The sequence below is a fragment of the Streptomyces sp. L2 genome (assembly GCF_004124325.1).
Taxonomy (GTDB): domain Bacteria; phylum Actinomycetota; class Actinomycetes; order Streptomycetales; family Streptomycetaceae; genus Streptomyces.
Genome location: NZ_QBDT01000001.1, coordinates 4,742,890 through 4,764,915, shown reverse-complemented (window position 1 = coordinate 4,764,915; position 22,026 = coordinate 4,742,890). Strand labels below are relative to the sequence as shown.

At 71.9% G+C, this 22,026-nt stretch carries 17 protein-coding genes and 1 riboswitch; of the genes, 3 read left to right on the top strand and 14 right to left on the bottom strand.

What is annotated here, in order from left to right:
• Nucleotides 1-21: 21 nt before the first annotated feature.
• From DBP14_RS21290 to DBP14_RS21280, 3 genes are all read left to right on the top strand, one after another.
• Nucleotides 22-1,014 carry a PRC and DUF2382 domain-containing protein gene (locus tag DBP14_RS21290; RefSeq protein WP_129308750.1) on the top strand — a complete coding sequence of 331 codons (993 nt, stop codon included), beginning with the start codon at nt 22-24 and terminating at the stop codon, nt 1,012-1,014.
• A 532-nt stretch (nt 1,015-1,546) separates the two neighbouring features.
• Nucleotides 1,547-2,923: an NAD(P)/FAD-dependent oxidoreductase gene (locus tag DBP14_RS21285; protein ID WP_129308749.1), complete on the top strand. Its 1,377-nt coding sequence runs from the start codon at nt 1,547-1,549 to the stop codon at nt 2,921-2,923.
• 194 nt (nt 2,924-3,117) lie between these two features.
• Nucleotides 3,118-4,407 (top strand): cyclopropane-fatty-acyl-phospholipid synthase family protein, encoded by a 1,290-nt coding sequence (locus tag DBP14_RS21280; protein ID WP_129308748.1) that lies wholly within the window; start codon nt 3,118-3,120, stop codon nt 4,405-4,407.
• Between the two features lie 76 nt (nt 4,408-4,483).
• Here the strand turns inward: DBP14_RS21280 and DBP14_RS21275 are convergent, their stop codons facing one another.
• From DBP14_RS21275 to DBP14_RS21205, 14 genes are all read right to left on the bottom strand, one after another.
• The gene (locus DBP14_RS21275; RefSeq protein ID WP_129308747.1) at nt 4,484-7,012 is read right to left on the bottom strand and encodes an ABC transporter permease; all 2,529 of its coding nucleotides are present in this window, start codon (nt 7,010-7,012) and stop codon (nt 4,484-4,486) included.
• 49 nt (nt 7,013-7,061) lie between these two features.
• Nucleotides 7,062-7,832: an ABC transporter ATP-binding protein gene (locus tag DBP14_RS21270; RefSeq protein WP_129308746.1), complete on the bottom strand. Its 771-nt coding sequence runs from the start codon at nt 7,830-7,832 to the stop codon at nt 7,062-7,064.
• 171 nt (nt 7,833-8,003) lie between these two features.
• Nucleotides 8,004-8,957: a Ppx/GppA phosphatase family protein gene (locus tag DBP14_RS21265; RefSeq protein ID WP_129308745.1), complete on the bottom strand. Its 954-nt coding sequence runs from the start codon at nt 8,955-8,957 to the stop codon at nt 8,004-8,006.
• Nucleotides 8,954-9,496 carry a DUF501 domain-containing protein gene (locus tag DBP14_RS21260; protein ID WP_129308744.1) on the bottom strand — a complete coding sequence of 181 codons (543 nt, stop codon included), beginning with the start codon at nt 9,494-9,496 and terminating at the stop codon, nt 8,954-8,956. The genes DBP14_RS21265 and DBP14_RS21260 overlap by 4 nt, the downstream gene beginning before the upstream one ends.
• Before the next feature lie 61 nt (nt 9,497-9,557).
• Nucleotides 9,558-10,034 (bottom strand): septum formation initiator family protein, encoded by a 477-nt coding sequence (locus DBP14_RS21255; protein ID WP_129308743.1) that lies wholly within the window; start codon nt 10,032-10,034, stop codon nt 9,558-9,560.
• A gap of 141 nt (nt 10,035-10,175) precedes the next feature.
• Nucleotides 10,176-11,483, bottom strand: a complete 1,308-nt coding sequence (gene eno, locus DBP14_RS21250; protein WP_129308742.1) for a phosphopyruvate hydratase — start codon at nt 11,481-11,483, stop codon at nt 10,176-10,178.
• Between the two features lie 474 nt (nt 11,484-11,957).
• Complete coding sequence (locus DBP14_RS21240) at nt 11,958-12,662, bottom strand: transglycosylase family protein (protein ID WP_129308741.1); 705 nt, start codon at nt 12,660-12,662, stop codon at nt 11,958-11,960.
• Nucleotides 12,663-12,666: 4 nt separating this feature from the next.
• Nucleotides 12,667-12,839, bottom strand: a riboswitch (cyclic di-AMP (ydaO/yuaA leader).
• Between the two features lie 198 nt (nt 12,840-13,037).
• Nucleotides 13,038-14,153, bottom strand: coding sequence for a transglycosylase family protein (locus DBP14_RS21235; RefSeq protein ID WP_129308740.1), 1,116 nt, complete (start codon nt 14,151-14,153; stop codon nt 13,038-13,040).
• Nucleotides 14,154-14,332: 179 nt separating this feature from the next.
• A complete protein-coding gene (locus DBP14_RS21230) occupies nt 14,333-15,640 on the bottom strand; it encodes a cytochrome P450 (RefSeq protein WP_129308739.1) in 1,308 nt (435 codons plus the stop codon).
• Nucleotides 15,641-15,642: 2 nt separating this feature from the next.
• The gene (locus DBP14_RS21225) at nt 15,643-17,508 is read right to left on the bottom strand and encodes a sel1 repeat family protein (RefSeq protein ID WP_129308738.1); all 1,866 of its coding nucleotides are present in this window, start codon (nt 17,506-17,508) and stop codon (nt 15,643-15,645) included.
• Between the two features lie 56 nt (nt 17,509-17,564).
• The gene (locus DBP14_RS21220) at nt 17,565-18,575 is read right to left on the bottom strand and encodes a nucleoside triphosphate pyrophosphohydrolase (RefSeq protein WP_129312000.1); all 1,011 of its coding nucleotides are present in this window, start codon (nt 18,573-18,575) and stop codon (nt 17,565-17,567) included.
• A gap of 100 nt (nt 18,576-18,675) precedes the next feature.
• Nucleotides 18,676-19,326 carry a SurA N-terminal domain-containing protein gene (locus tag DBP14_RS21215; RefSeq protein ID WP_129308737.1) on the bottom strand — a complete coding sequence of 217 codons (651 nt, stop codon included), beginning with the start codon at nt 19,324-19,326 and terminating at the stop codon, nt 18,676-18,678.
• Nucleotides 19,327-19,524: 198 nt separating this feature from the next.
• A complete protein-coding gene (locus DBP14_RS21210; RefSeq protein ID WP_129308736.1) occupies nt 19,525-20,352 on the bottom strand; it encodes a glycoside hydrolase domain-containing protein in 828 nt (275 codons plus the stop codon).
• A 141-nt stretch (nt 20,353-20,493) separates the two neighbouring features.
• Nucleotides 20,494-21,987, bottom strand: a complete 1,494-nt coding sequence (locus DBP14_RS21205; protein WP_277752755.1) for a serine/threonine-protein kinase — start codon at nt 21,985-21,987, stop codon at nt 20,494-20,496.
• Nucleotides 21,988-22,026 lie beyond the last annotated feature (39 nt).

Genomic DNA, 22,026 nt, shown 5'->3' with positions numbered 1-22,026 from the left:
CTGAGAGAAAGGTGAACGCACATGATCACCAGAGAGCAGATCCCGACTGTTCTGGACCGCCCGGTTCTGGACGCGGGCGGGAAGAAGATCGGCGATGCCAAGCACGTCTTCCTCGACGACGCGACCGGCCGCCCGGAGTGGGTGACGGTGAAGACGGGGCTGTTCGGCAGCAGCGAGTCGTTCATACCCCTGCGGGACGCCGCGATGGCGGGCGACCACATGGAGGTCCCGTTCTCCAAGTCCAAGGTCAAGGACGCGCCGCACGTGGACGTCGACTCCGGCGGCCACCTCTCCGAGACCGAGGAGCACAACCTGTACGACTACTACGGCATCGACTGGGACGCGTCCTGGGCGCAGGCCAACCGTCCCGGCGAGGGCGGCTGGGCCGCGGGTACCGCCGGTGCGGCGGGTGCAGCGGGTGCGGCGGGGACGGCAGGCACAACCGGGACGGCAGGCACCGCCGGGACGGCAGGCACCGCGGGGACGGCGGGGACCGCCGGGACCGCCGGCCGTGAAGGCCGGGCGCGGGCCGGGGACGGGCGCCTCCAGGACCGCGACGACGCCATGACGCTCTCCGAGGAGCACATGCACGTCGGTGTCGAGCGCCGCGAGGTCGGCCGCGCACGGCTGCACAAGTACGTCGTCACGGAGGAGGAGGAGCACACCGTGCCGCTGCGGCACGAGGAGGTGCGCATCGAGCGGGAGCCCATCACCGACGCGAACCGGGACGCGGCACTCTCCGGCCCCGAGATCGGCGAGGCGGACCACGAGGTCATCCTGCACGAGGAGCGCCCGGTCGTGGAGACCGAGGCCGTACCGGTGGAGCGGGTCCGCCTGACCACCGAGGAGCACGTCGAGCAGGAGACGGTCCGCGGTCAGGTGCGCAAGGAGCGCATCGAGGGCGACGCGGAGGTCACGGAGGACGAGCCGGGCGGGATCCGCGGCACACGCCGAGGCGACCCGCGCGGACCCGACACCCGCGGCGGACGTGACACCCGGGGCGGGCTGACCTAGCGTCGCCCGGCTTCCCGGCCACCACGAGAACCCTGCGCGCCGGCACCCCGAAGAGGGTTGCCGGCGCCTCACCGTGCCCGTGACCCCGGTCTCTTTCCAGCCCCTTTGCTACTCATCAGTAGCCTCTGCTGAGCAGGTTGGATAACGTGTGAGCGAGCCGTTCGGGGCACCCCCGGGGCACCCCGGCGGAAAAGTTCGTGAAGTTCTTCACAAGGATTTCGGCCCTGGTGGGGCACCAAACGGCCTCCGTTGGCCCGTTCGGGGGCTCAACGGGTCCTGAGGAACGCTCGGGCGAGCGTCTGCGAGGGTCTCCGGAAGGGCGCCGTACGGCGGCCGGAGCGGCCCCTCACAGGGGCGTCCAGAAGCCAGAGAGGCAGCTCACGCGGCCTTGACAACGGGGCGAACCACCCCGGGGCCGCCCCTCGCCGGCACGACCGCCGTGGACGTGGTCGCGGATATTAACACAGGCCCTGCCTGACCTTGTGAAGGGGCGCACGAGCACCCCCCCTGAGGCAGGTGGATACTCGATGGCATGAGCACCACGGAGCGTCCCAGGATCCTCGTAGTAGGCGGTGGGTACGTAGGCCTGTACGCAGCTCGGCGCATTCTCAAGAAGATGCGCTACGGCGAGGCGACCGTCACGGTCGTCGACCCCCGGTCGTACATGACCTACCAGCCCTTCCTCCCCGAAGCCGCCGCCGGCAGCATCTCCCCGCGCCACGTCGTCGTCCCGCTGCGGCGCGTGCTTCCCAAGGCGGAGGTCCTCACCGGCCGGGTCACCACCATCGACCAGGACCGCAAGGTCGCCTCGATCGCCCCGCTCGTCGGCGAGGCGTACGAGCTGCCCTTCGACTACCTGGTCATCGCGATGGGCGCGGTCTCCCGCACCTTCCCGATCCCCGGCCTCGCCGAGCAGGGCATCGGCATGAAGGGCATCGAGGAGTCCATCGGCCTGCGCAACCACGTGCTGGAGCAGCTGGACAAGGCCGACTCCACGACCGACGAGGAGATCCGCCGCAAGGCGCTCACCTTCGTCTTCGTCGGCGGTGGCTTCGCGGGCGCGGAGACCATCGGCGAGGTCGAGGACATGGCCCGGGACGCGGCCAAGTACTACACCAACGTCTCCCGCGACGACATGCGCTTCATCCTCGTCGACGCCGCGGACAAGATCCTGCCCGAGGTCGGCCCGAAGCTCGGCCTGTACGGCAAGGAGCACCTGGAGAGCCGTGGCGTGGAGATCTACCTCTCCACCTCCATGGACTCCTGCGTCGACGGCCACGTCGTGCTGAAGAACGGCCTGGAGGTCGACTCCAGCACGATCGTGTGGACGGCCGGCGTCAAGCCCAACCCGGCGCTCGCCCGCTTCGGCCTGCCGCTGGGCCCGCGCGGCCACGTCGACTGCGAGCCCACCCTCCAGGTCAAGGGCACCGACTACATCTGGGCCGCCGGCGACAACGCCCAGGTGCCGGACCTCGTCGGCCGCAAGGCGGGCAACGAGAACGCCTGGTGCCCGCCGAACGCCCAGCACGCGCTGCGCCAGGCCAAGGCCCTCGGCGACAACGTGATCTCCGGCGTGCGGGGCTTCCCGCAGAAGGAGTACAGCCACGCCAACAAGGGCGCGGTCGCGGGCCTCGGCCTGCACAAGGGCGTCGCGATGATCGTCATGGGCAAGATGAAGATCAAGCTCAAGGGCCGTCTCGCCTGGTACATGCACCGCGGCTACCACGGTCTGGCCATGCCGACCTGGAACCGGAAGATCCGCATCTTCGCGGACTGGACCCTGGGCATGTTCCTCAAGCGCGAGGTCGTCTCCCTGGGCGCCATGGAGAACCCCCGCGAGGAGTTCTACGAGGCCGCCAAGCCGGCGCCGGTCGCCGCGGCGAGCAAGACCGGGGCCAAGGCTTCCTGACGTCCCGTCACTGAACCGTCCGAGGGACCTCCCGCCATCCGTGGTGCGGGAGGTCCCTCGGCGTTGTGAGCCACGGTCGCACTGGGTAGACGATGTTTGCCCACCTGTAACCCCCGGACGGGACTGCCACCGGCCCCCTCGGGTGTTCACCAGGTGAACGGACGTCCGGGATCGTCGTCTTGGAGGTGTGCGCCATGGCCGACGCCGCGTCGCGGCTGAGGAGTCTTGCCGAACAGTTGCTGGGAGTGCCGCTCCCGGTGCGGGTGCGGGCCTGGGACGGCTCGCAGGACGGGCCGCCGGACGCGCCGGCGCTCGTCCTGCGCAACCGCCGCGCCCTGCGCCGCATCCTGTTCAAGCCCGGGGAGCTGGGCCTGGCCCGCGCCTGGGTCGCCGGAGACCTGGAGATCGAGGGCGATCTGTACGCGGCCCTCGACGCGATGGCCGGGCTCGTCTGGGAGCGGGACGAGGACGCCCGCGGCCTCGTCCGGTCGCTGCGCGACCCCGACGTCCGGGCCGCGGTCCGCGACCTGCTGAAGCTCGCCGGGCCGCCGATCCCGCCGGCGCCGCCCGCCGAAGAGGTCCGCAGAGTCCGCCACCTGCACACGCGGCGCACCGACAAGCGGGCCATCAGCCACCACTACGACGTCGGCAACGACTTCTACGAGCTGGTCCTCGGCCCCTCCATGGTGTACTCGTGCGCCTACTGGGAACCGGGCGGCACCCTGGAGTCGGCCCAGCGCGACAAGCTCGAACTGGTCTGCCGCAAGCTCGGCCTGACCGCCGGTCAGCGCCTGCTCGACGTGGGCTGCGGCTGGGGCTCGATGGCGATCCACGCGGCCCGTGAGCACGGGGTGAGCGTCGTCGGCGTCACCCTGTCCCAGGAACAGGCCGCGTACGGCCGTAAGCGCGTCGCCGACGAGGGGCTGACGGACCGCGTGGAGATCCGCGTCCAGGACTACCGGGACGTCGTGGACGGACCTTACGACGCCATCTCCTCCATCGGCATGGCCGAACACGTCGGCGCCGAACGCTACCTGGAGTACGCCGGCGACCTGTACGCCCTGCTGAAGCCCGGCGGCCGGCTCCTCAACCACCAGATCGGCCGCCGCCCCCAGGGCGACGAGACGGCGTACGAGGTGGACCGGTTCATCGACGCCTACGTCTTCCCCGACGGCGAACTCGCCCCCGTCGGCACCACCGTCACCCAGCTGGAGCGGGCCGGGTTCGAGGTCCGGGACGTGGAGGCGCTGCGCGAGCACTACGCCCGCACCCTGCGCCAGTGGGTGACCAACCTGGAGGCCGGCTGGGACCGCGCGGTCCGCCTCACCAGCCCCGGCCGGGCCCGGGTCTGGCGCCTCTACATGGCCGCCAGCGCCCTCGCCTTCGAGCACAACCGCATCGGCGTCAACCAGGTCCTGGCCGTCCGCACCCCGGAGGCCGGCCCCTCGGGCCTCACCCTGCGCCCGCGCACCTGGCACGGCTGAGACGCGGTACGCGACGCGTGAGGCCCCGCCGGGCCGTACCGCCCGGCGGGGCCTCACGCCTACCGCTTCCCCGCCGCTACTCGGCCTTGATCGCCGTCAGCATGTTCAGGCGGGCGGCGCGGCGGGCCGGCCAGAGGGCGGCCAGGATGCCGACCAGGCCCGCGAGGAGGAGGAAGAGGGCCATGCGGGTCCAGGGGAGGACGAGTTCGTAGGTGGGCATCTTCGTGCCGAGGAGTTCGCCGGCCGCCCAGCCGAAGAACACGCCGAGACCGATGCCGAGGACACCGCCGAACAGGGAGATCACCAGGGACTCCAGGCGGACCATCCGCTTCACGGACGTGCGGTCCAGGCCGATCGCGCGGAGCATGCCGATCTCCTGGGAGCGCTCGAAGACGGACATGGCCAGGGTGTTGATGACGCCGAGGACCGCGACGATCACGGCCATGCCGAGGAGGCCGTAGACCATGTTCAGCATCAGGGTGAACATCTTCGCGATGTCGTCGGACAGGTCCTGCTTGTCCTGGACCTTGATGGCCGGGTTGGCGCCGAGGGCCGTGACCAGCTTGTCCTTGGCGGCCGCCGAGGCGCCGTCCGCCGTCTTGACCATGACCTGCATGTCGGCCGGGTCGCTCAGGTGCGGGGAGAGCGTCCTGTCGTCGAGCATGATGCCGCGGATCAGTTCATTGCCCTCGTAGATCCCGGCGACGGTCAGCGTGGCCTTCTCGCCGTCCTGGAAGTGCGCGGTGAAGTGGGAACCGGCCTTCCAGTGGTGGGACTTGGCGGTGTCCTCGTCGACGACGGCCTTGGTACCGGACACGGTGAAGGTGCCCTGGTCGACCTTGAGGTCGGTGAGCTCGCCGATCGCGGCGCCGGTCACGCCGGTCAGGTACTCGGTCTCGCCGCCGATGCGGGAGGGCGCGTTGCGCAGCGGGCTGCTGGCGGTGACGCCGTCGGTGGCGGCGACCTTCCTGGCCACGTCCGGGGAGAGCGGGTTGCCGTTGGCCATGGAGACGACGTAGTCCGCGCGGATCGCCGAACTGGCCATCTTGTCGATGGACTTCTGCAGGCTGCCCGCCATCACCGTCATCCCGGTGATCAGGGTCAGGCCGATCATCAGCGCCGACGCGGTGGCCGCCGTGCGGCGCGGGTTGCGGACCGAGTTCTGCCGGGCCAGCTTTCCGGAGACGCCGAAGACGCGGAGCACGGGGGCGGCGGCCGCGATCAGCGGGCGGGACAGCAGCGGGGTCAGGACGAACACGCCGATGATCAGCAGGACGGCGCCCAGGCCCATCGGGGCCTCACCGTCCGAGCCGTTCATCGTGGTGGCGGCGAGGATGACGGCGACGCCGGCCGCCGAGAACAGGGCGCCGATCGTGTTGCGCAGCACCAGCGACTTGGTGGTGGCCTTGGCGTGCACGCTGCTCATCGCGGCCACCGGCGGGATCTTCGCGGCGCGGCGGCCGGGCAGCCAGGCGGCCAGCACGGTGATGACGATGCCGACGGCGAGGGCGGTGGCGACCGTGCCGGACGTGATCACCAGGGGTCCGTCGGGGACGGTCGCGCCGAACGAGCCCAGCAGGCTCCGCAGGCCCGCGCCGATGCCGATGCCAGCGGCCAGGCCGGCCACGCCGGCGACCGCGCCGACCACGAACGCCTCGACGAGGACGGAGCGGGTGACCTGCCGGCGGGAGGCGCCGACGGCGCGCAGCAGGGCCAGTTCGCGGGTGCGCTGGGCGACCAGCATGGTGAAGGTGTTGGCGATGATGAACGTGCCGACGAACAGGGCGATGCCGGCGAACACCAGCAGTCCCTGCTTCATGCTGCTCATGCCCTGGGCGATGGCGGTCGCCTGGTCGTCGGCGAGCTTCTGCCCGGTGGTGGTCTCCACGAGCCGGTGCGGCAGCGCCTGGTCCAGCTGGGACTTGAGGGCGGACTGGCCGGTGCCCGCCTTCGCGGTCACGTCGATCTCGTCGTACGTGCCCTTCTTGCCGAACAGGGACTGCGCCGTCGGCGTGTCGAACAGGGCGAGGCTGCCGCCCGCGGCCACGTTGCCGTCGTCGGTGGTGAAGATGCCGCTGATGACCGGCGTGAGGACGGGGCCGTCGACGGAGATGCGCACGGTGTCGCCGACCTTGTACCCGGCCCGTTCGGCGGTCCTGGAGTCGATCAGGACCTGGTTCCGGCCGTGCGGGGCGTGGCCCTCGGTCAGGGGGTAGCGGGGGTCGTTCGCACCCCAGTAGTTGCCGCCCTCGGACTGCCAGCCGCCGCCGATCAGCTTGCCGTGCTTGTCGGCGATGGCGGTGAAGCCGGTGACGACGCCGGTGGCGGAGGCGGCGCCGGGGACCCGCTCGCTCTTCTTCAGGAGCGCCTGGGTCAGCTCGGCCTCCTTGCCGACCTTGTCGCCCTTGGAGTCCTGGTACCGGGGCTGTACGGCGACGTCGACGCGGTCGAAGCCCTTGGCGGAGCTCTTCTGGTAGGCGTCGGAGATGGTGTTGGTGAAGACGAGCGTCCCGGAGACGAAGGCCACGCCGAGCATGACGGCGAGCACGGTCATCAGGAGCCGGGCCTTGTGCGCGAGGACGTTGCGCAGGGCTGTGCGGAACATGGGGTGTCTGCTTTCGGGAGGTCGCGACCGGGGGGGGCTCGGTCCGGCGTCAGCTCGTACGGCCCTTGGCGTCGAACCGCTTCATGCGGTCCAGCACCGCCTCCGAGGTCGGTTCGAAGACCTCGTCGACGATCCGGCCGTCCGCGAGGAACACCACGCGGTCGGCGTACGCCGCCGCCACCGGGTCGTGGGTCACCATGACGACCGTCTGGCCCAGTTCGCGCACGGAGTTGCGCAGGAAGCCGAGGACCTCGGCGCCGGAGCGGGAGTCGAGGTTTCCGGTCGGCTCGTCACCGAAGATGATCTCGGGCCGGGAGGCGAGGGCGCGGGCGACGGCCACGCGCTGCTGCTGGCCGCCGGACAGCTGGGACGGTCGGTGTCCGAGCCGGTCGGACAGCCCGATCATGGCGATCACCTGGTCCAGCCAGGCCTTGTCGGGCTTGCGGCCCGCGATGTCCATGGGGAGGGTGATGTTCTCCAGGGCGGTCAGGGTCGGCAGCAGGTTGAACGCCTGGAAGATGAACCCGATCTTGTCCCGGCGCAGCTTGGTCAGCTGCTTGTCCTTCAGGGAGCCCAGTTCGGTCTCGCCGATGCGCACGGAACCGGAGGAGAAGCTGTCCAGTCCGGCCACGCAGTGCATCAGCGTGGACTTGCCGGAACCGGAGGGGCCCATGATCGCGGTGAACTCGGCCTGCCGGAAGTCGACGGAGACCCGGTCCAGGGCGACGACCTGGGTCTCGCCCTGCCCGTAGATCTTCGACAGCTCCGTGGCTCGGGCGGCCACGGTGATGGTCCGGCCGGCGGTGGGGGTGGTGGTCACGGGCGGGTGCTCCTGTCGGGACGACGCGGTTCCTGGGGACCGTTCCATCGTCCCGGCCGCAACCGCCCGTGAAGTCAGCCGCAGTTCCGGTTCCGGGGGGCGACTCGGGTCGGACAGAAGCCCGCCGTGTCATACCTCAGGTGGACACCGACCCTGAGTCCGGCGCCCCGCTCAGGGCGTCTGCCGGGCCACGGACCAGGCGATGCCGTCCAGGATGTCGTGTTCGCTGACGACGACCTCTTCGGCGCCGGTGCGTTCCATGATGGTCAGCAGGACCAGGGCGCCCGCGCCGATGACGTCGACCCGGCCCGGGTGCATGGACGGGACGGCGGAACGCTCGGCGTGGGTGGAGCGCAGGAGCCAGTCGGTGATCTCGCGGACGCGGTCGCGGGAGACGCGGGAGTGGTGGATGCGCTCGGAGTCGTACTCGGGGAGGTCCTGGGCGATCGCGGAGACCGTGGTGACCGAGCCGGCCAGGCCGACCAGGGTGCGGGCCTCGCGCAGCGGGACGGTCCGCTCGGCGAGGTCGAGGGCGGCCTCGATGTCCGCCTTCATGGCGGCGATCTGCTCCTCGGTGGGCGGGTCGGTCACGGCGCCCTCGTGCACGAGGTGCCGTTCGGTCATGCGGACGCAGCCGACGTCCACGGAGCGGGCGGCGCGCACGTGCTCGTCGCCGACGACGAACTCGGTGGAGCCGCCGCCGATGTCGACGACCAGGTAGGGCGTGGCCAGGTCGGTGCGGCCGGTGAGTTCCTTGGTGGCGCCGGTGAAGGAGAACTCGGCCTCCTGGTCGCCGGTGATGACCTCGGGCTCGACGCCGAGGATGTCGAGGACCCCGCGCACGAAGTCGTCCCGGTTCTCGGCGTCGCGGGAGGCGGAGGTGGCGACGAAGCGGAGGCGTTCGGCGCCGTGCTCCTTGATGATCCGCGCGTACTCGCGGCAGGCGGCGAAGGTGCGCTCCAGGGCCTCGGGGGCGAGCCGCCCGGTGCGGTCGACGCCCTGGCCGAGCCGCACGATCGTCATGCGCCGGTCCAGGTCGACGAGTTCGCCCGTCTCCGGGTTGGCGTCGGCGACGAGGAGCCGGATGGAGTTCGTACCGCAGTCGACGGCGGCGACCCGGGTCACCGGTCGGTCTCCTTCCGGTCGTCCTCGGGGAGCGTCACGCAAGCGCCCTTCGCCCACCACTCGGGCAGCATCGCGATCGCCTCGTCGCCGAGCGGGTTCACGCCCGGCCCGGCGGCCAGCGAGTGGGCCACCAGGACGTGCAGGCACTTCACCCGGTCGGGCATGCCGCCCGCGCTCGGGAAGCCGGCCAGCACCTCGATCTCGTCCCGGCGCCGGATGTAGTCCTCGTGCGCGGCGCGGTAGGCGGCGGCCAGCTCCGGGTCGCTCTGGAGCCGTTCCGTCATCTCCTTCATGACCCCGTTCGCCTCCAGCGTGCCGATGGCCGAGGCGGCGCGCGGGCAGGTCAGGTAGTACGTCGTCGGGAACGGCGTGCCGTCGGGCAGGCGGGGCGCCGTCTCGACGACGTCCGGTTGGCCGCAGGGGCAGCGGTGGGCGATCGCCCTGAGGCCCCGTGGCGGACGGCCGAGCTGCTGCTGGAAGGCCGCGACGTCCGCGTCGGTCGGTTCGGTGCGCCCGGTGGGCGGCGGAGGGGTGTCCATGACTGCTTTCGGATGGCTTTCTACGGGTTGCTGTGCGGGACGCCGGCCGGGGCGGGCCGGGTCACCGGTCGGAGGCGTCGGACCGGTCGACCCCGTCCCAGACGTTCGCGTACCAGGGCCGGCGGGCGGCCCTGAGGTCGGTGCGGGACTGCTGGGCCGCGCCCTGGCCGGCGACCGTGTACCCGGTCTCCCCGGGCCGCACGTAGTGCAGCCGCTTGCGGATCTGCTGCTCGGCGTAGGCGTCGTCCTGCCAGCGGGCCTTGAGGTCGCGCAGCTGCTCGACGCGTTCCCGGGCCTGGTCCTGCTGCTTCTGCACGTCGGCGATCTCGGCGCGCTGGGAGACGTACTGCCGCATCGGATAGGCCAGGGCGACGATCATCGAGCAGAGCACCAGGGCGAGCAGAGCCGCGCGGCCGGTGAGCCGGGAGCGCCGGGCCTGCCGCTTGGTCTGGGAGCGGTAGACCCGGGCCGCCGTCTGCTCGCCGAGCACCCGCAGCCTGGTCGCGGTGGAGAAACGGTCCCGGTCCTTGGTGGGCATCTCGCTCTCCGCCTCCCCTTTCACACGTACGTACGTCCCCGGACACGGTACGGGACCGGGTCCGGGGACGTACGGACGACTGGCTAAGCCTCGCGCCGGGTTTCCCGGACGGGTGGCCCGGGCGCGTTGTTCGGCCCGGGCTCAGCCCTTGGAGATCTCCGCGCTGCCGCGGAAGCGCGGGAACGCGCTGCGGCCCGCGTACACCGCGGCGTCGTCGAGGATCTCCTCGATGCGCAGCAGCTGGTTGTACTTGGCGACGCGCTCGGAGCGGGCCGGGGCGCCGGTCTTGATCTGGCCGCAGTTGGTGGCGACGGCCAGGTCGGCGATGGTGACGTCCTCGGTCTCGCCGGAGCGGTGGGACATCATGCACTTGAAGCCGTTGCGCTGGGCCATCTCGACGGCGTCCAGGGTCTCGGTGAGCGAGCCGATCTGGTTGACCTTGACGAGCAGGGCGTTGGCGGAGCCCTCCTCGATGCCGCGGGCGAGGCGCTCGGGGTTGGTGACGAACAGGTCGTCGCCGACGAGCTGGACCTTGTCACCGAGCTTGTCGGTGATGACCTTCCAGCCGGCCCAGTCGTCCTCGAACAGCGGGTCCTCGATGGAGACGAGCGGGTAGGCGGCGACCAGCTCCTCGTAGTACTCGGTCATCTCGGCGGCCGAGCGGGACTTGCCCTCGAACTCGTAGGCGCCGTCCTTGTAGAACTCGGACGCGGCGACGTCGAGCGCGAGCGCGATCTGCTCGCCGGGGACGTAGCCGGCCTGCTTGATGGCCTCGAGGATGAGGTCGAGCGCGGCGCGGTTGGACTCCAGGTTCGGGGCGAAGCCGCCCTCGTCGCCGAGGCCGGTGGACAGGCCCTTGGTCTTCAGCACCTTCTTGAGGGTGTGGTAGACCTCGGCGCCCCAGCGCAGGGCCTCGGAGAAGGTCTCCGCGCCGATCGGGGCGATCATGAACTCCTGGATGTCCACGTTGGAGTCGGCGTGCGACCCGCCGTTCAGGATGTTCATCATCGGCACCGGCAGCACGTGCGCGTTCGGGCCGCCCAGGTAGCGGAAGAGGGGCAGGTCGGACGCCTCGGAGGCGGCGTGGGCGACGGCGAGGGAGACACCGAGGATGGCGTTGGCGCCGAGGGCGCCCTTGTTGTCGGTGGCGTCCAGGTCGAACATGGCCTGGTCGATCAGGCGCTGCTCGGTGGCGTCGTAGCCGACGAGCTCCGGGCCGATCTGGTCCATGACGGCGAGGACGGCGTTCTCCACGCCCTTGCCCTGGTAGCGGTTGGGGTCGCCGTCACGCAGCTCGATGGCCTCGAAGGCACCGGTGGAGGCGCCGGACGGGACGGCGGCACGACCCGTGCTGCCGTCGTCGAGGCCGACCTCGACCTCGACCGTGGGGTTGCCTCGGGAGTCCAGGATTTCCCGGGCTACGACGACGTCGATGGACGGCACGAGCATCTCCTTCTGGGATGTGACGCTGAAAGTGCGGGGCGCGGTGCCTTACGGCGGTGCCTTGCGACTAGAGCCTAACCGTCCCGGGCGCGTCGGCCACCGACCGACCGTCCCGTGGACAGGGAGACCGTACCCATTGTTCACCACCGGAACAAAGGGTCGGTGCACGGGGCACGGGAAAGGGGCGGGCAGGCGGCCGACGGTCGGTCGCGCAGACGGCCGGCGGATGGTCGGCCGGGGAGACGGCCGACGGACGGACGGTCGCGCAGACGGCCGACGGACGGTCGGTCGCGCAGACGGCCGGCGGGCGGTCGGTCGCGCAGACGGCCGGCGGATGGTCGGCCGGGGAGACGGCCGGGCGGTCGGGCAGGCGGCCGGGCGGGCGGGAGACCGGGGCGAACAGAACAGACCCCGCCCCGGTGCGTACGGGGGAAGACGCACCGGGGCGGGGAACCCGTGGGGACGGGGGCGGGCCGCTGCCTACTTCAGGTGCAGCTGCTGGCCCGGGAAGATGAGGTCGGCGTCGTCGACGATGTCCTTGTTCAGCTTGAACAGCTTCTCCCAGCCGCCGTCGACGTGGTGCTTCGCGGCGATGGAGCTGAGGGTGTCACCCTTGACGACCTTGTACTCGCCGTCGCCCTTCTTGACCTTCTTGCCGGTCGGGGTGGTGACGGTCTTCTCGCTCTTGGCGGCCGGACGCTCGGCGGAGCGGGAGGCGGCCTGCTGGTCGCTGGAGCGGCTGGTGGTGCCGCTCGACGAGGTGCTGTTCGAGGAGCTGCTCGACGACGTGCTCGGGGCGGAGCCGTTGTAGGGGGTGCTCGTCAGACCCGTGCCGCACACCGGCCAGGCGCCCTTGCCCTGGGCGGCGAGGACCTTCTCGGCGACGGCTATCTGCTGGGCCTTGCCGGCCTGGTTGGCCTGCGCGGCGTACTGCGTGCCGCCGTACGCGGCCCAGGTGGAGGCGGAGAACTGCAGGCCGCCGTAGTAGCCGTTGCCGGTGTTGATGGACCAGTTGCCGCCGGACTCGCACTGGGCGACCGCGTCCCACTGGGAGGCCGTGGCGGCGGAGGCGTTACCGGCGGCCATGAGCGGGGCGGCGACGGCGGCGCCGGTGACCCCGGCGAGAGCGATGGCGCGGGTGGCCTTGGACGGACGACGGTGCTTGCCCTTGCTGGAGAACAGCATGGATCGATCCCCTCACCGACGCCTGCGAGGTGAGCTGTCGGGTTCGGGCCGGTTGAGTTGCCCGGCCGCACGCCCGCTTTCGCGGCGTGCGGCTTCACCCCCAGCCGGTCCCAGCTCAACTGCTGGGCCCGGCACTTACCTTGGGTCCCCCGCTCCTGCCTGCGGCGCATGACGCGACGACTGTTCCCGGGCAACCGCTGGCAGGATTCGGCGTTGCGACTGCCGGGGCTCGTGGTGACGAGCGGTCCTGACCGTAGACACGCGATCCGGGGAATTTCAAAGACGATCAGGGCTTCTGAGACTCATCCCACACTTTCACCAAAACGGACATCACCGGGCGAAGCGGGGCGCCAACTGCCCCTGCCCCGCGTCCGCTTACGCCCCGACTCGCAGGGTCTGACCGGGGGCGATGTGGTTCGGGTCGGTTCCGATCGCCTTCTTATTGGTCGCGTAGAGAGCGTGCCATCCGCCGTCGACGTCAAGGGAGTCGGCGATGGAGGCGAGCGTGTCCCCTTCGCGGACGGTGTAGGTGCTCGCGTCACGGGAGGCGTGCCGGCCGGACGAGGCGTCATCCTGACCGTTTGTCACGCTTTCGTCCGCACTGTCCCCGCGGTGACGTCCACCACTGCTGAGCGCGCCGGTGTCGACCAGGCTCCAAGAGCTGCCACTCTGCCATGAATTGTCCGAGTCGCCGCTTCCAGGCGTGGCGGTGGACGCACTGTCATCACCCTGCGACGTCCCCGGGTCGGACGATGCCGACTTGTCGGACTTCGGGGTGTTGGTCCCGCCGTTGTCGCCGTCGCTCCCGCCGGCCCCGTCGGACGCGGACGGCGTACCGGAGCCGGAGTCGGCGTCCGAGCCCGTCCCCGAGTCCTTGCCCGCGTCGGGGGACGGCGTGGTGGAGGAGCCCGTTCCGGAGCCGGCGTCCGAGCCCGTGCCCGTGCCCGAGCCGGGGGTGGCCGGGGAGCCGGAGTCGGACGAGGACGGCGAATCCGGCAGGCCGGATGAATCGGAGGTACCGGCTGAATCACCGGAACCGGTTGTTCCGGACGAGTCGCCCGCGTCGGCGGAGCCGCCGGAGCCGCCGCTCCCCGGGTCCACGGTCACCGAACCGGAGTCGGAGGTCAGCCCGGAGAGCAGGGCGCAGGTGGCCCAGGGAGTGGTGCCCTGGTCGTCGAGGATCTTCTCGGCGACGGCGATCTGCTGCGAGCGGCTGGCCAGGTCGGGGCTGGAGGCGTACTGGTCGCCGCCGTACTTGTCCCAGTCCTCCTGGGACATCTGCAGCCCGCCGTAGTAGCCGTTGCCCGGGTTCGCGCTCCAGGAACCGCCGCTCTCGCACTCGGCCACCTTGTCCCACGTGGTGCCGTCCGCCGCGTGGGCGCTCGCGGCGCCGAGCAGCGGGAGGGCGAGGGCGGAGCCGGTCACTCCTGCCGCGACGAGGATGGCCGGAGCCTGACGGGGGCGACGGTGACGACCGTTCCCGGAGAGCATGCGGGAGCCTTTCGGGTGACAACAGGAGCGGCGCGGCGGTGAAGCTGGGGCGCCACGCTGAGGGGTGAACGTATCGGCATACGATCACTTGTCACAAGTTAATGCCGCGCAGATCACGTGAAGATCACAGAGGTGAGCGCGCGTCATGTTTGCGCTACGGCGGTGTCGTGCCCCCGAGTTCACGAGGCCGACGTGAACTCCACGGGCAGCGTGCGCAGTCCGCGCATGATGAGCCCGCCGCGCCAGCGCAACTCGGCCGGATCGGCGGCGAGCCGCAGGTCGGGGAGGCGGGTGAGGAGGGTGGCGAGCGCGGCCCGGCCCTCCAGCCGGGCGAGCGGGGCGCCGAGACAGTAGTGGATGCCGTGGCCGTAGCCGAGGTGCTGGTTGTCGGCACGGGAGAGGTCGAGGACGTCCGGGTCGGCGAACCGCTCCGGGTCCCGGTCGGCGGCGGCCAGCACGACGAGGACCGGGTCGCCGGCGGCGATGTCCTCCCCGCCGATGCTGAGCGGCCGGGTCGCGAACCGCCAGGTCGCCAGCTCCACGGGGCCGTCGTAGCGCAGGAGTTCCTCGATGCCGGTCTCCAGCAGTCCCGATTCGCCACGGGCCAGGGAGTCCTGGAGCCGCCGGCGCTGTCCGGGGTGGGTGAGCAGGGCGTAGGTGCCGTTGCCGATGAGGTTGACGGTGGTCTCGAAGCCGGCGAAGAGGAGGATGAAGGCCATGGCGGCGGCCTCGTTCTCGGTGAGGTGCTCGCCGTGGTCGGAGGCGCGGATGAGGCCGGAGATCAGGTCCTCGCCCGGGGCGGGTTCGGCGGGCAGCGCCTCGCGCTTCTTGTGGATCAGCTCGGCGAGGTAGCCGCGCATCTTCTTCACCGACCGCGCGACGCCGCCGCGGGGTCCTCCGCCGTGCCGGATCATCATGCCGGCCCAGTCGCGGAAGTCGTCCTGGTCCTCGCGCGGGACGCCGAGCAGGTCGCAGATGGCGTAGATGGGGAGGGGGAACGCGAACTCGTGGATGAGGTCGGCGGAGCCCGTCGCGGCGAACCCGTCGATGAGCCGGTCGGTCAGCTCCTGCACGCGCGGCGCGAACTCGGCGACCCGGCGCGGGGTGAACGCCTTGCTGACCAGCCGCCTGAGCCGGGTGTGGTCCGGCGGGTCGATGTTCAGCAGATGCGTCATCAGCTCGGCCTTGCGCTCCCCCGGGATGCCGGTCTTGCCCTTGGCGTGCGCGGGTTCGTCGTGGTGCGCCGGGTTCTTGCTCAGCCGCTGGTCGGCGAGGGCCTGCTTGGCGTCGGCGTACCGCGTGACCAGCCAGGCCTCCACGCCGCTGGGCAGCCGGGTGCGGTGCACGGGGGCGTGCTCGCGCAGCCAGGCGTAGGCCGGGTAGGGGTCGGTGGCGAACTCCCAGGTGAAGAGGTCGGGGGCGGGGCCGCCGGGGGCCGGGGGGTGGGGCTGGTGGGGCTGGTGGGGCTGGTGGGGCTGGTGGGTCACTCCTAGACGGTATCGACATGGGTGGAGTCGGGCGCTTCGGACCCGTCGGGCTCGGCGCCCCCTGCCAGCTCCGCCTTCGCCGTGGTGTGCCCGGCGTCGGCGGCCTGCCGTAGCCAGTGGTCGGCCCGGTCGCGCATCAGGCGGCTCAAGTCGTACGCGGCGTCGGCGTCGCCCCACTCGGCCGCTCGGCGCAGATGCCGGGCGGCCTCGTCGTGCTCACCGGCCTCGACCAGGAGCTCGCCGAGGCCGCACAGCACGACGCAGGCCATCTGCGCGTCGCGTATCTCGCTTCCGGCCGCCATCCGCAGCCAGTGGAGGGCTCCGGCCCGGTCGTTCTCATTCCGGGCGAGCGCTCCGAGCATCGCCATGGCTTCACCGTCCCCCGCCTCGGCGCGGGGCGTGTAGTACGCGCGCATCGCCCTCGACACGGCCGCCGGGAACGGCTCGTCGTCCTCCGGGACGGCGTGCTCGGTCACCACGAGCCACACCGGTACGGGTATCTCCGGCGGTCCGGGGGCGGCCTCCGTGTCCGCGATCAGCGACCCGAACGCGGACATGCTCTCGTCCTCGTGCTTCTCCAGCAGCGCCGCCACCCCGTGGCGCTTCTCCGTGGCCCAGGCGAGCGCCTCGTCGTCCGACTCCCAGTCCGGCTCGGACCCCTCGGTCTCGTAGGCCTCCAGTATCTCGCTGATCATTCCCTCCGGAACGGGCCCGGATATCCCGCAGCGGGCCGCGTCGACGGCGGCCCGCACGAGGAGGTGTCCCAGCGGGTGGCCGCCCGCGCGGTGCGCCCGGTCCGCGCGCCGCCAGACGTCCCACAACTCCGGTGCGACCGCCAGGTACTCGGTGACCCCGCAGTCGCCGCGCCGCTCCAGGGCGTCGCGCAGTCGCGGGTCGCCGGCTCCGGCGAGCGCGGTCAGCTCCGTCCCGGTCCAGTGGCGGGGCAGGTCCACGGTGGGGACCCCGCCGAGCGCCTTCGAGGCGCGCCCCCCGCCGAAGCGGTGTTTGTCGTACGCCTCGTCGCTCATCGTCGCCACCACGGGCACCCGGAGCGCGGCCAGTTGGGCGAGCAGGCCCGCGTCCAGGCCGTGTTCGCCGAGATAACCGTCCAGTTCGTCCAGCCAGAGGGCGTACCGGCCCGGGCGTCCCCGCACGGCGTCGGGCAGTCCGCTCAGGTCCGCGCCGGGCGAGGGCGCGTACACCCGGGCCGTGGGCGGCAGTACGGCCCGCAGCGCCTCCCATGCCGTGCGGCTCTTGCCGGCGAGCGGTTCACCGGTGACCACGACCGGCCCGCCGGCCCGGACGCGCTCGGCGAGCCCGGCGTCGGCCTCCCGCGCGACGTACGGCGGCAGCCGGCTCTCCCCGTCGAACCGCCGGGTCCGCCGCACGCCCAGCGCGATCGGGTCGGCGTCGGCGAGCGTGGGCCAGCCGGCGGGGTCGGAGCGGGCGGGGCGTTCGCCGCCGTTGTAGTAGTGGTGCTCCGCCCCCGAGACGGGGCCGTAGAACGTGCCGTGCCGGAAGTCGACGTGGTCGCCCTGGGGAGGGGCCGGGCTCGGCTGCGGGGCGGCCGGGGAAGGGGTGCGCCTCGCTCGCCTGCCCGGGGCACCGGCAGGGTCGTCCTTCGCCCTGGCCGTGGTCCCCGGCGAGGGGGCCGGGGGCGCTGTGGGGCCGGACGACGGACGGGCCGCCGCACCGGCCCGCATCGCCCGGCTCCGGATGTCCTGGAAGACGGCGGGATCGTCTGCCTGGAGGCTGCGGAGATGGGCGCGGATCGAGTCCCGGTTCGAGTATCCCCAGATGAGTGATCGACGTTCCGGGACAGGTAACTTCAGGATCGTGTCGACCAGCCAGTCCAGCTCCTGGTTCATGCACCCCCCACGCAGAACACCCAGCGGTGCGATTCAGCCTACCCGCGGACCCTCCGTCAGTCCCTGCACTTCGGCCCCTCGGCCCCTCCGCCTTCGGCGGCCCGTATCGCGTCCCGGTACACCCGGGCCGCCGCCCGCAGGGCCGCCTCCGGGTCGACGCCCTCGGCCTCGGCGCGGGCCGCCAGGGCCAGCAGTTCGTAGCCGATGCCCTCCCCCTGGGGGAGCGGCACGTCCAGGTGCGCCGTGCGGGCGCGGGAGGCCAGTTTGGCGGTGAGGGCGAGGCCGGGCTGGCCGAGCGGCACGCCCTCCGTCACCGAGGTGCGGCGCTTCTCCTCGGCCTTGGTGCGCAGCCAGTGCGCCTTGACCTCCTCGGGCGTCTCGGCCGTCTCCTCCCCGAAGACGTGCGGGTGGCGGTGGATCAGCTTGGCGACGATGCCGCCGGCCACGTCGTCGATCGAGAACGGCGCGTCGGGGTCCTCCTCGGCGATCCGGGAGTGGAAGACGACCTGGAGGAGGACGTCACCCAGCTCCTCGCGGAGTTCGTCGCGATCGCCGGCCTCGATCGCCTCGACGAGTTCGTACGCCTCCTCGATGCCGTACTTCGCCAGGCCGAGGTGGGTCTGCCGGGACGACCAGGGGCACTCGGCGCGGATGCGGTCCATGACCTGGACGAGGTCGAGGAGCCGGGCGCCGGGCAGGTCGTAGGAGGCGGGCAGCAGCTCCAGCTCGGGCATCCGCACGCGGCCGGAGCCGGCCAGCCGGGCCAGCCCGTCGGTGAGGGCCGGCTCGCCCTCGCCGGTCGCCACGACGGCCACCGTCCGCCCGCCGGCGCAGGCGTCGACCAGCTCCCGCGCGGTGGGGGACGCCCCCTCCACCGCTATCCCGGCGTCGCGCAGGTACGGCAGCTGCGGATGCGCGCCGTCCGCGCACAGCACGCGGTCGGCGTCGCGCAGCGCCTGCCAGGCGGGCCAGGACAGCAGGCCGGGCGCGACGCGGTGGCTGGTGGTGAGCAGGACGACACGGCCGGGGTCGTCGGCCGGGGTGGTGGCGGCGGGTGCGGGACTGATGTCGTTCACAATCCGAACGTAACCCACCGCGAGGACGGACGGCCCGGGTTGTCCACAGGGGCGAGGGGATCAACAGATCATGTGACCGGCTGGTCGCCGCCTACGCCGTCTGCTGCTGCGACCCCGCCGAGGTGACCTCTCGCACCCACGGTGTCTTCGCGTCCACGCGACCGCTCTTCTGCACGTTCCACGAGCCGTAGCGCGGGTTGAGGTCGATGTGCAGCTCCTTCGACGCCTGGGACAGGGCGTTCCAGAAGGCGGGCTGGGTGGTGTCCGTGCCCAGCTTGGCGGCCAGCTTCTGCGCCTCCAGCTGGAGGCGCAGGTTGTCGTCGAGGCGGCTCGGGGCGATGCCGAACTTCTGCAGCCAGGCCATCTCCAGGCCCTTGGCTCCCCCGGCCTGCTGCTCCAGGCCGGCGCGCATCTTCTGCACCTCGTTGCGGGTCACGGAGATGTCCTCGTCCTGGGCGGCGCGGTGCAGGACCCGGTCCAGGACCATGTTGTGCAGGGTGTCCCGGGTGAGGCTGCTGGTGGAGGTGAGCACCTGCTGGTACTGCGCCGGGTCCGACACCGCCGCGCGCTGCGCCTGCCGCACCTCGTCGACGCGGTCCTGCAGCTGCGAGACGGTGATTCGCTGCCCTCCGACGACGGCCGCCGCGCCAGGGTGCGCATCGTTTCCGCACGCGGTGAGGAGGGGGCCCGCGGCGACGATCGCGGCGGAGAGGACGAGCGCGGTACGACGAGGGCGGTGCAAGGAAACCTCCAGGGGGAGATTGCAATGACAGGTGCGGCGCGCCAGCGCCTCCGCCAGGGGTGGTGGTCGGGCGACGGGCGGGCGCACAAAGTCTTGCGGTGATCGATGGTAGGCAGTGGGCAGGCTGTGGCCAACCCATCCGACCAACGATTCGCACCGGCTTCGGGCACCGCCGCGCCGCTCCCCGGGGCCGCCGGGTCAGCCGGTGATCGCCACCGGGCCGTCCCAGGCGTCACGGTCGATGGTCAGGGTGACCCCGCCGTGGGTCTCCTTGCTGTTGACCATGTACTGGTGGGCGCGGCTGTGCTGGGTGAACTGGGTGGCGCCCCACGGCCAGTCCTTGGTGGTGGTGTTGGTCTTGTCCCACAGCGCGTACCAGAGGTTGCCCGGCAGGTCCGTCTTGTTGCTCGCGGTGGCGATGGCCTTGGCGCTGGAGCTGGTGAAGCCGTAGTAGCCCGCGCGATACGTCTTGGCGCGCAGCTCCTTGTCGAACGCGCGCACATAGGTGAGCACGGCGTTGTTGCACGACGTGTTCTTGATGTCGTACGGCTCCATGTCGAGGTAGATCGCGCTGCCGGCCTTCATCCCCAGGGCGGAGGCCTTGGCCACCGCGTCCTTGGCGTCGCTGGTGCCGAGGGAGGAGGCGGTGGAGGCGCTGATCTTCTCCGGGTTGCTGCCGGTCTGGCAGGGCGGCTGGGCGCCGACGTAGATCGGGATGAGCTTCCAGCCCAGGTGGCTGACGTAGGACACCCAGGAGGAGGTCAGGTTGGGCTGGCCGCAACCGCGGTTCTTGCCGCCTATGTAGACGGCGGCGGCGCCGTAGTAGCCGGTGTGCCAGTGCTGCATCGTGGACTTGGAGGGGGCGGTGCAGGTGTCGAAGGCGCGCCCGGTGTACGTCCGCTGCGCGGGCCAGGACGTGGCGGCCATGGAGGTCTGCGCGGCGATGCCGGCCCCGGCGACGACGGCGGCGCCCGCCACGCCCCACGTGATGTATCTGCGCCTCTTCGACTGCCGATGGCCGGCCATGAGAACCCCACCCCTGTTGTGCGCGGCGGTACACGCGCGTGCTTGGCTGAAACGGAGCGCACCGTATCCCGCGCCGTTCCCGTGTTCGGAAAACATCCCCCCTGGAAGATCACAAGTTTGGGCCAGGGAAACGTAAAAGATCTATCCGCGCACCTGTCCCAGCCATTGCAGGGTGCGTCGGATGTCGGCCACGAGCGGATGCCCGGGGCCGTGCAGCCGTTCGACGTCCATCAGGAGCCGTACGAGCGTGTCGTGGGCGGCCGGGCGGTCGCCCACGGCGAGCAGCAGGTGCCCGATGCGGCGGCGCACGTCGTGGGCGAGCTGCGGGTCGCCGGAGACGTACTGGTTCTCGTAGTACGGCAGCAGCGCGCGGTACTCGGCGAGCGCCGCCGCGGGTTCGCCGAGCTGCTCCAGGCACTGCGCGGCCTCGTAGCGGAAGCGCAGGGACTGCGGGTCGGCCTGGCCCGCCTCGGCGGCGCGTTCGTCGGCGAGGCGGCGCAGTTCGGGCATCGCGCGCCGGTACTGGCCGTCGTCCATGAGGGTGGCCGCGTACTGCTTGCGCAGCGTCCGCACCACCGGGGAGTGCTCGCCGTGCTGTTCGGCGGCGGCGGGCAGGATCGCGCCGAGGATGTCGACGGCCTGGGTGATGCGGCCCTCGCCGAGCAGCCGCTTGACCTCGTCGACCGCGGCCGCGACATCGGGCTTCTCGGCGGCGGGCGGCGCGGGCGCGACGGGGGCCGGCTGGGGTGCGGGCGTGCGCGCGCGGTCCGGCCAGGGGGCGTGCGGACGCAGGAAGGGGCGCGTGGGGTCCAGGGGCGCGCCGGTGGGCGTCCCGCGCGCTGGCAGGAGCAGCGCCAGGTGCTCGTACACCTCCTGCGCGGACGCCGGGCGAGCCTGCGGGTCCTTGGCGAGCAGGCTCAGCACCAGGGTCTCCAGCGCCTCGGGCACCTCCGGCCGGATACGGCGCACGGGCAGCGGCGGCTCGTACAGGTGCCGGTGCAGCACGCCGAGCGCGGTGGAGCCGGCGAACGGCACGTCCCCGCTGAGCAGTTCGTGCAGCAGGACGCCGAGCGCGTACAGGTCGGTGTACGGGCCGACCGCGCCGCCCATCGCCTGCTCCGGGGCCATGTAGGCGGGCGAGCCGATGGGTGAGCCGGTGTGCGTGAGGCGGGTGGTGTCGCTGTCCATCACGGACGCCACGCCCAGGTCGAGGACGGTGACCGTGCCGTCCTGCTTCACCATCACGTTGCGCGGCTTGAGGTCGCGGTGCACGATCGGCACGGCGTGCACGGCGCTCAGCACGGCGCACAGCTGCGCGGCCACCGCGACCGCCCACTGCCACGGGTACGGGTCGTGCTCGGCGAGGTGGTCGGAGAGGTCCGCGCCGTCGACGTACTGCATGACGAGGAACAGCTCCTCTCCCTCGCTGCCCGCGTCGTGCACGGTGACCAGGCCGGGGTGGTCGACCTGCGCGGTCACCCGGCACTCGCGCACGAACCGGCGGCGCAGCTCGTCGGCCTCCTGCCCGGCCACCTTGTCGGGGCGCAGCAGCTTCACCGCCACCCGCCGGTCCAGCCGCTGGTCGTAGGCCGTCCACACCTGGCCCATGCCGCCCTGCCCGATGAGCGTGGACAGCGCGTAGCGGCCGGCGACCACCCGTCCCGTCGCCGCCAC

Excerpts from the sequence above, each read along its gene's own strand:
- DBP14_RS21290 (WP_129308750.1), top strand. The coding sequence starts at position 22 with ATGATCACCAGAGAGCAGATCCCGACTGTTCTGGACCGCCCGGTTCTG.
- DBP14_RS21285 (WP_129308749.1), top strand. The coding sequence starts at position 1,547 with ATGAGCACCACGGAGCGTCCCAGGATCCTCGTAGTAGGCGGTGGGTAC.
- DBP14_RS21280 (WP_129308748.1), top strand. The coding sequence starts at position 3,118 with ATGGCCGACGCCGCGTCGCGGCTGAGGAGTCTTGCCGAACAGTTGCTG.
- DBP14_RS21275 (WP_129308747.1), bottom strand. The coding sequence starts at position 7,012 with ATGTTCCGCACAGCCCTGCGCAACGTCCTCGCGCACAAGGCCCGGCTC.
- DBP14_RS21260 (WP_129308744.1), bottom strand. The coding sequence starts at position 9,496 with ATGGACACCCCTCCGCCGCCCACCGGGCGCACCGAACCGACCGACGCG.
- DBP14_RS21255 (WP_129308743.1), bottom strand. The coding sequence starts at position 10,034 with ATGCCCACCAAGGACCGGGACCGTTTCTCCACCGCGACCAGGCTGCGG.
- eno (WP_129308742.1), bottom strand. The coding sequence starts at position 11,483 with ATGCTCGTGCCGTCCATCGACGTCGTCGTAGCCCGGGAAATCCTGGAC.
- DBP14_RS21240 (WP_129308741.1), bottom strand. The coding sequence starts at position 12,662 with ATGCTGTTCTCCAGCAAGGGCAAGCACCGTCGTCCGTCCAAGGCCACC.
- DBP14_RS21235 (WP_129308740.1), bottom strand. The coding sequence starts at position 14,153 with ATGCTCTCCGGGAACGGTCGTCACCGTCGCCCCCGTCAGGCTCCGGCC.
- DBP14_RS21225 (WP_129308738.1), bottom strand. The coding sequence starts at position 17,508 with ATGAACCAGGAGCTGGACTGGCTGGTCGACACGATCCTGAAGTTACCT.
- DBP14_RS21210 (WP_129308736.1), bottom strand. The coding sequence starts at position 20,352 with ATGGCCGGCCATCGGCAGTCGAAGAGGCGCAGATACATCACGTGGGGC.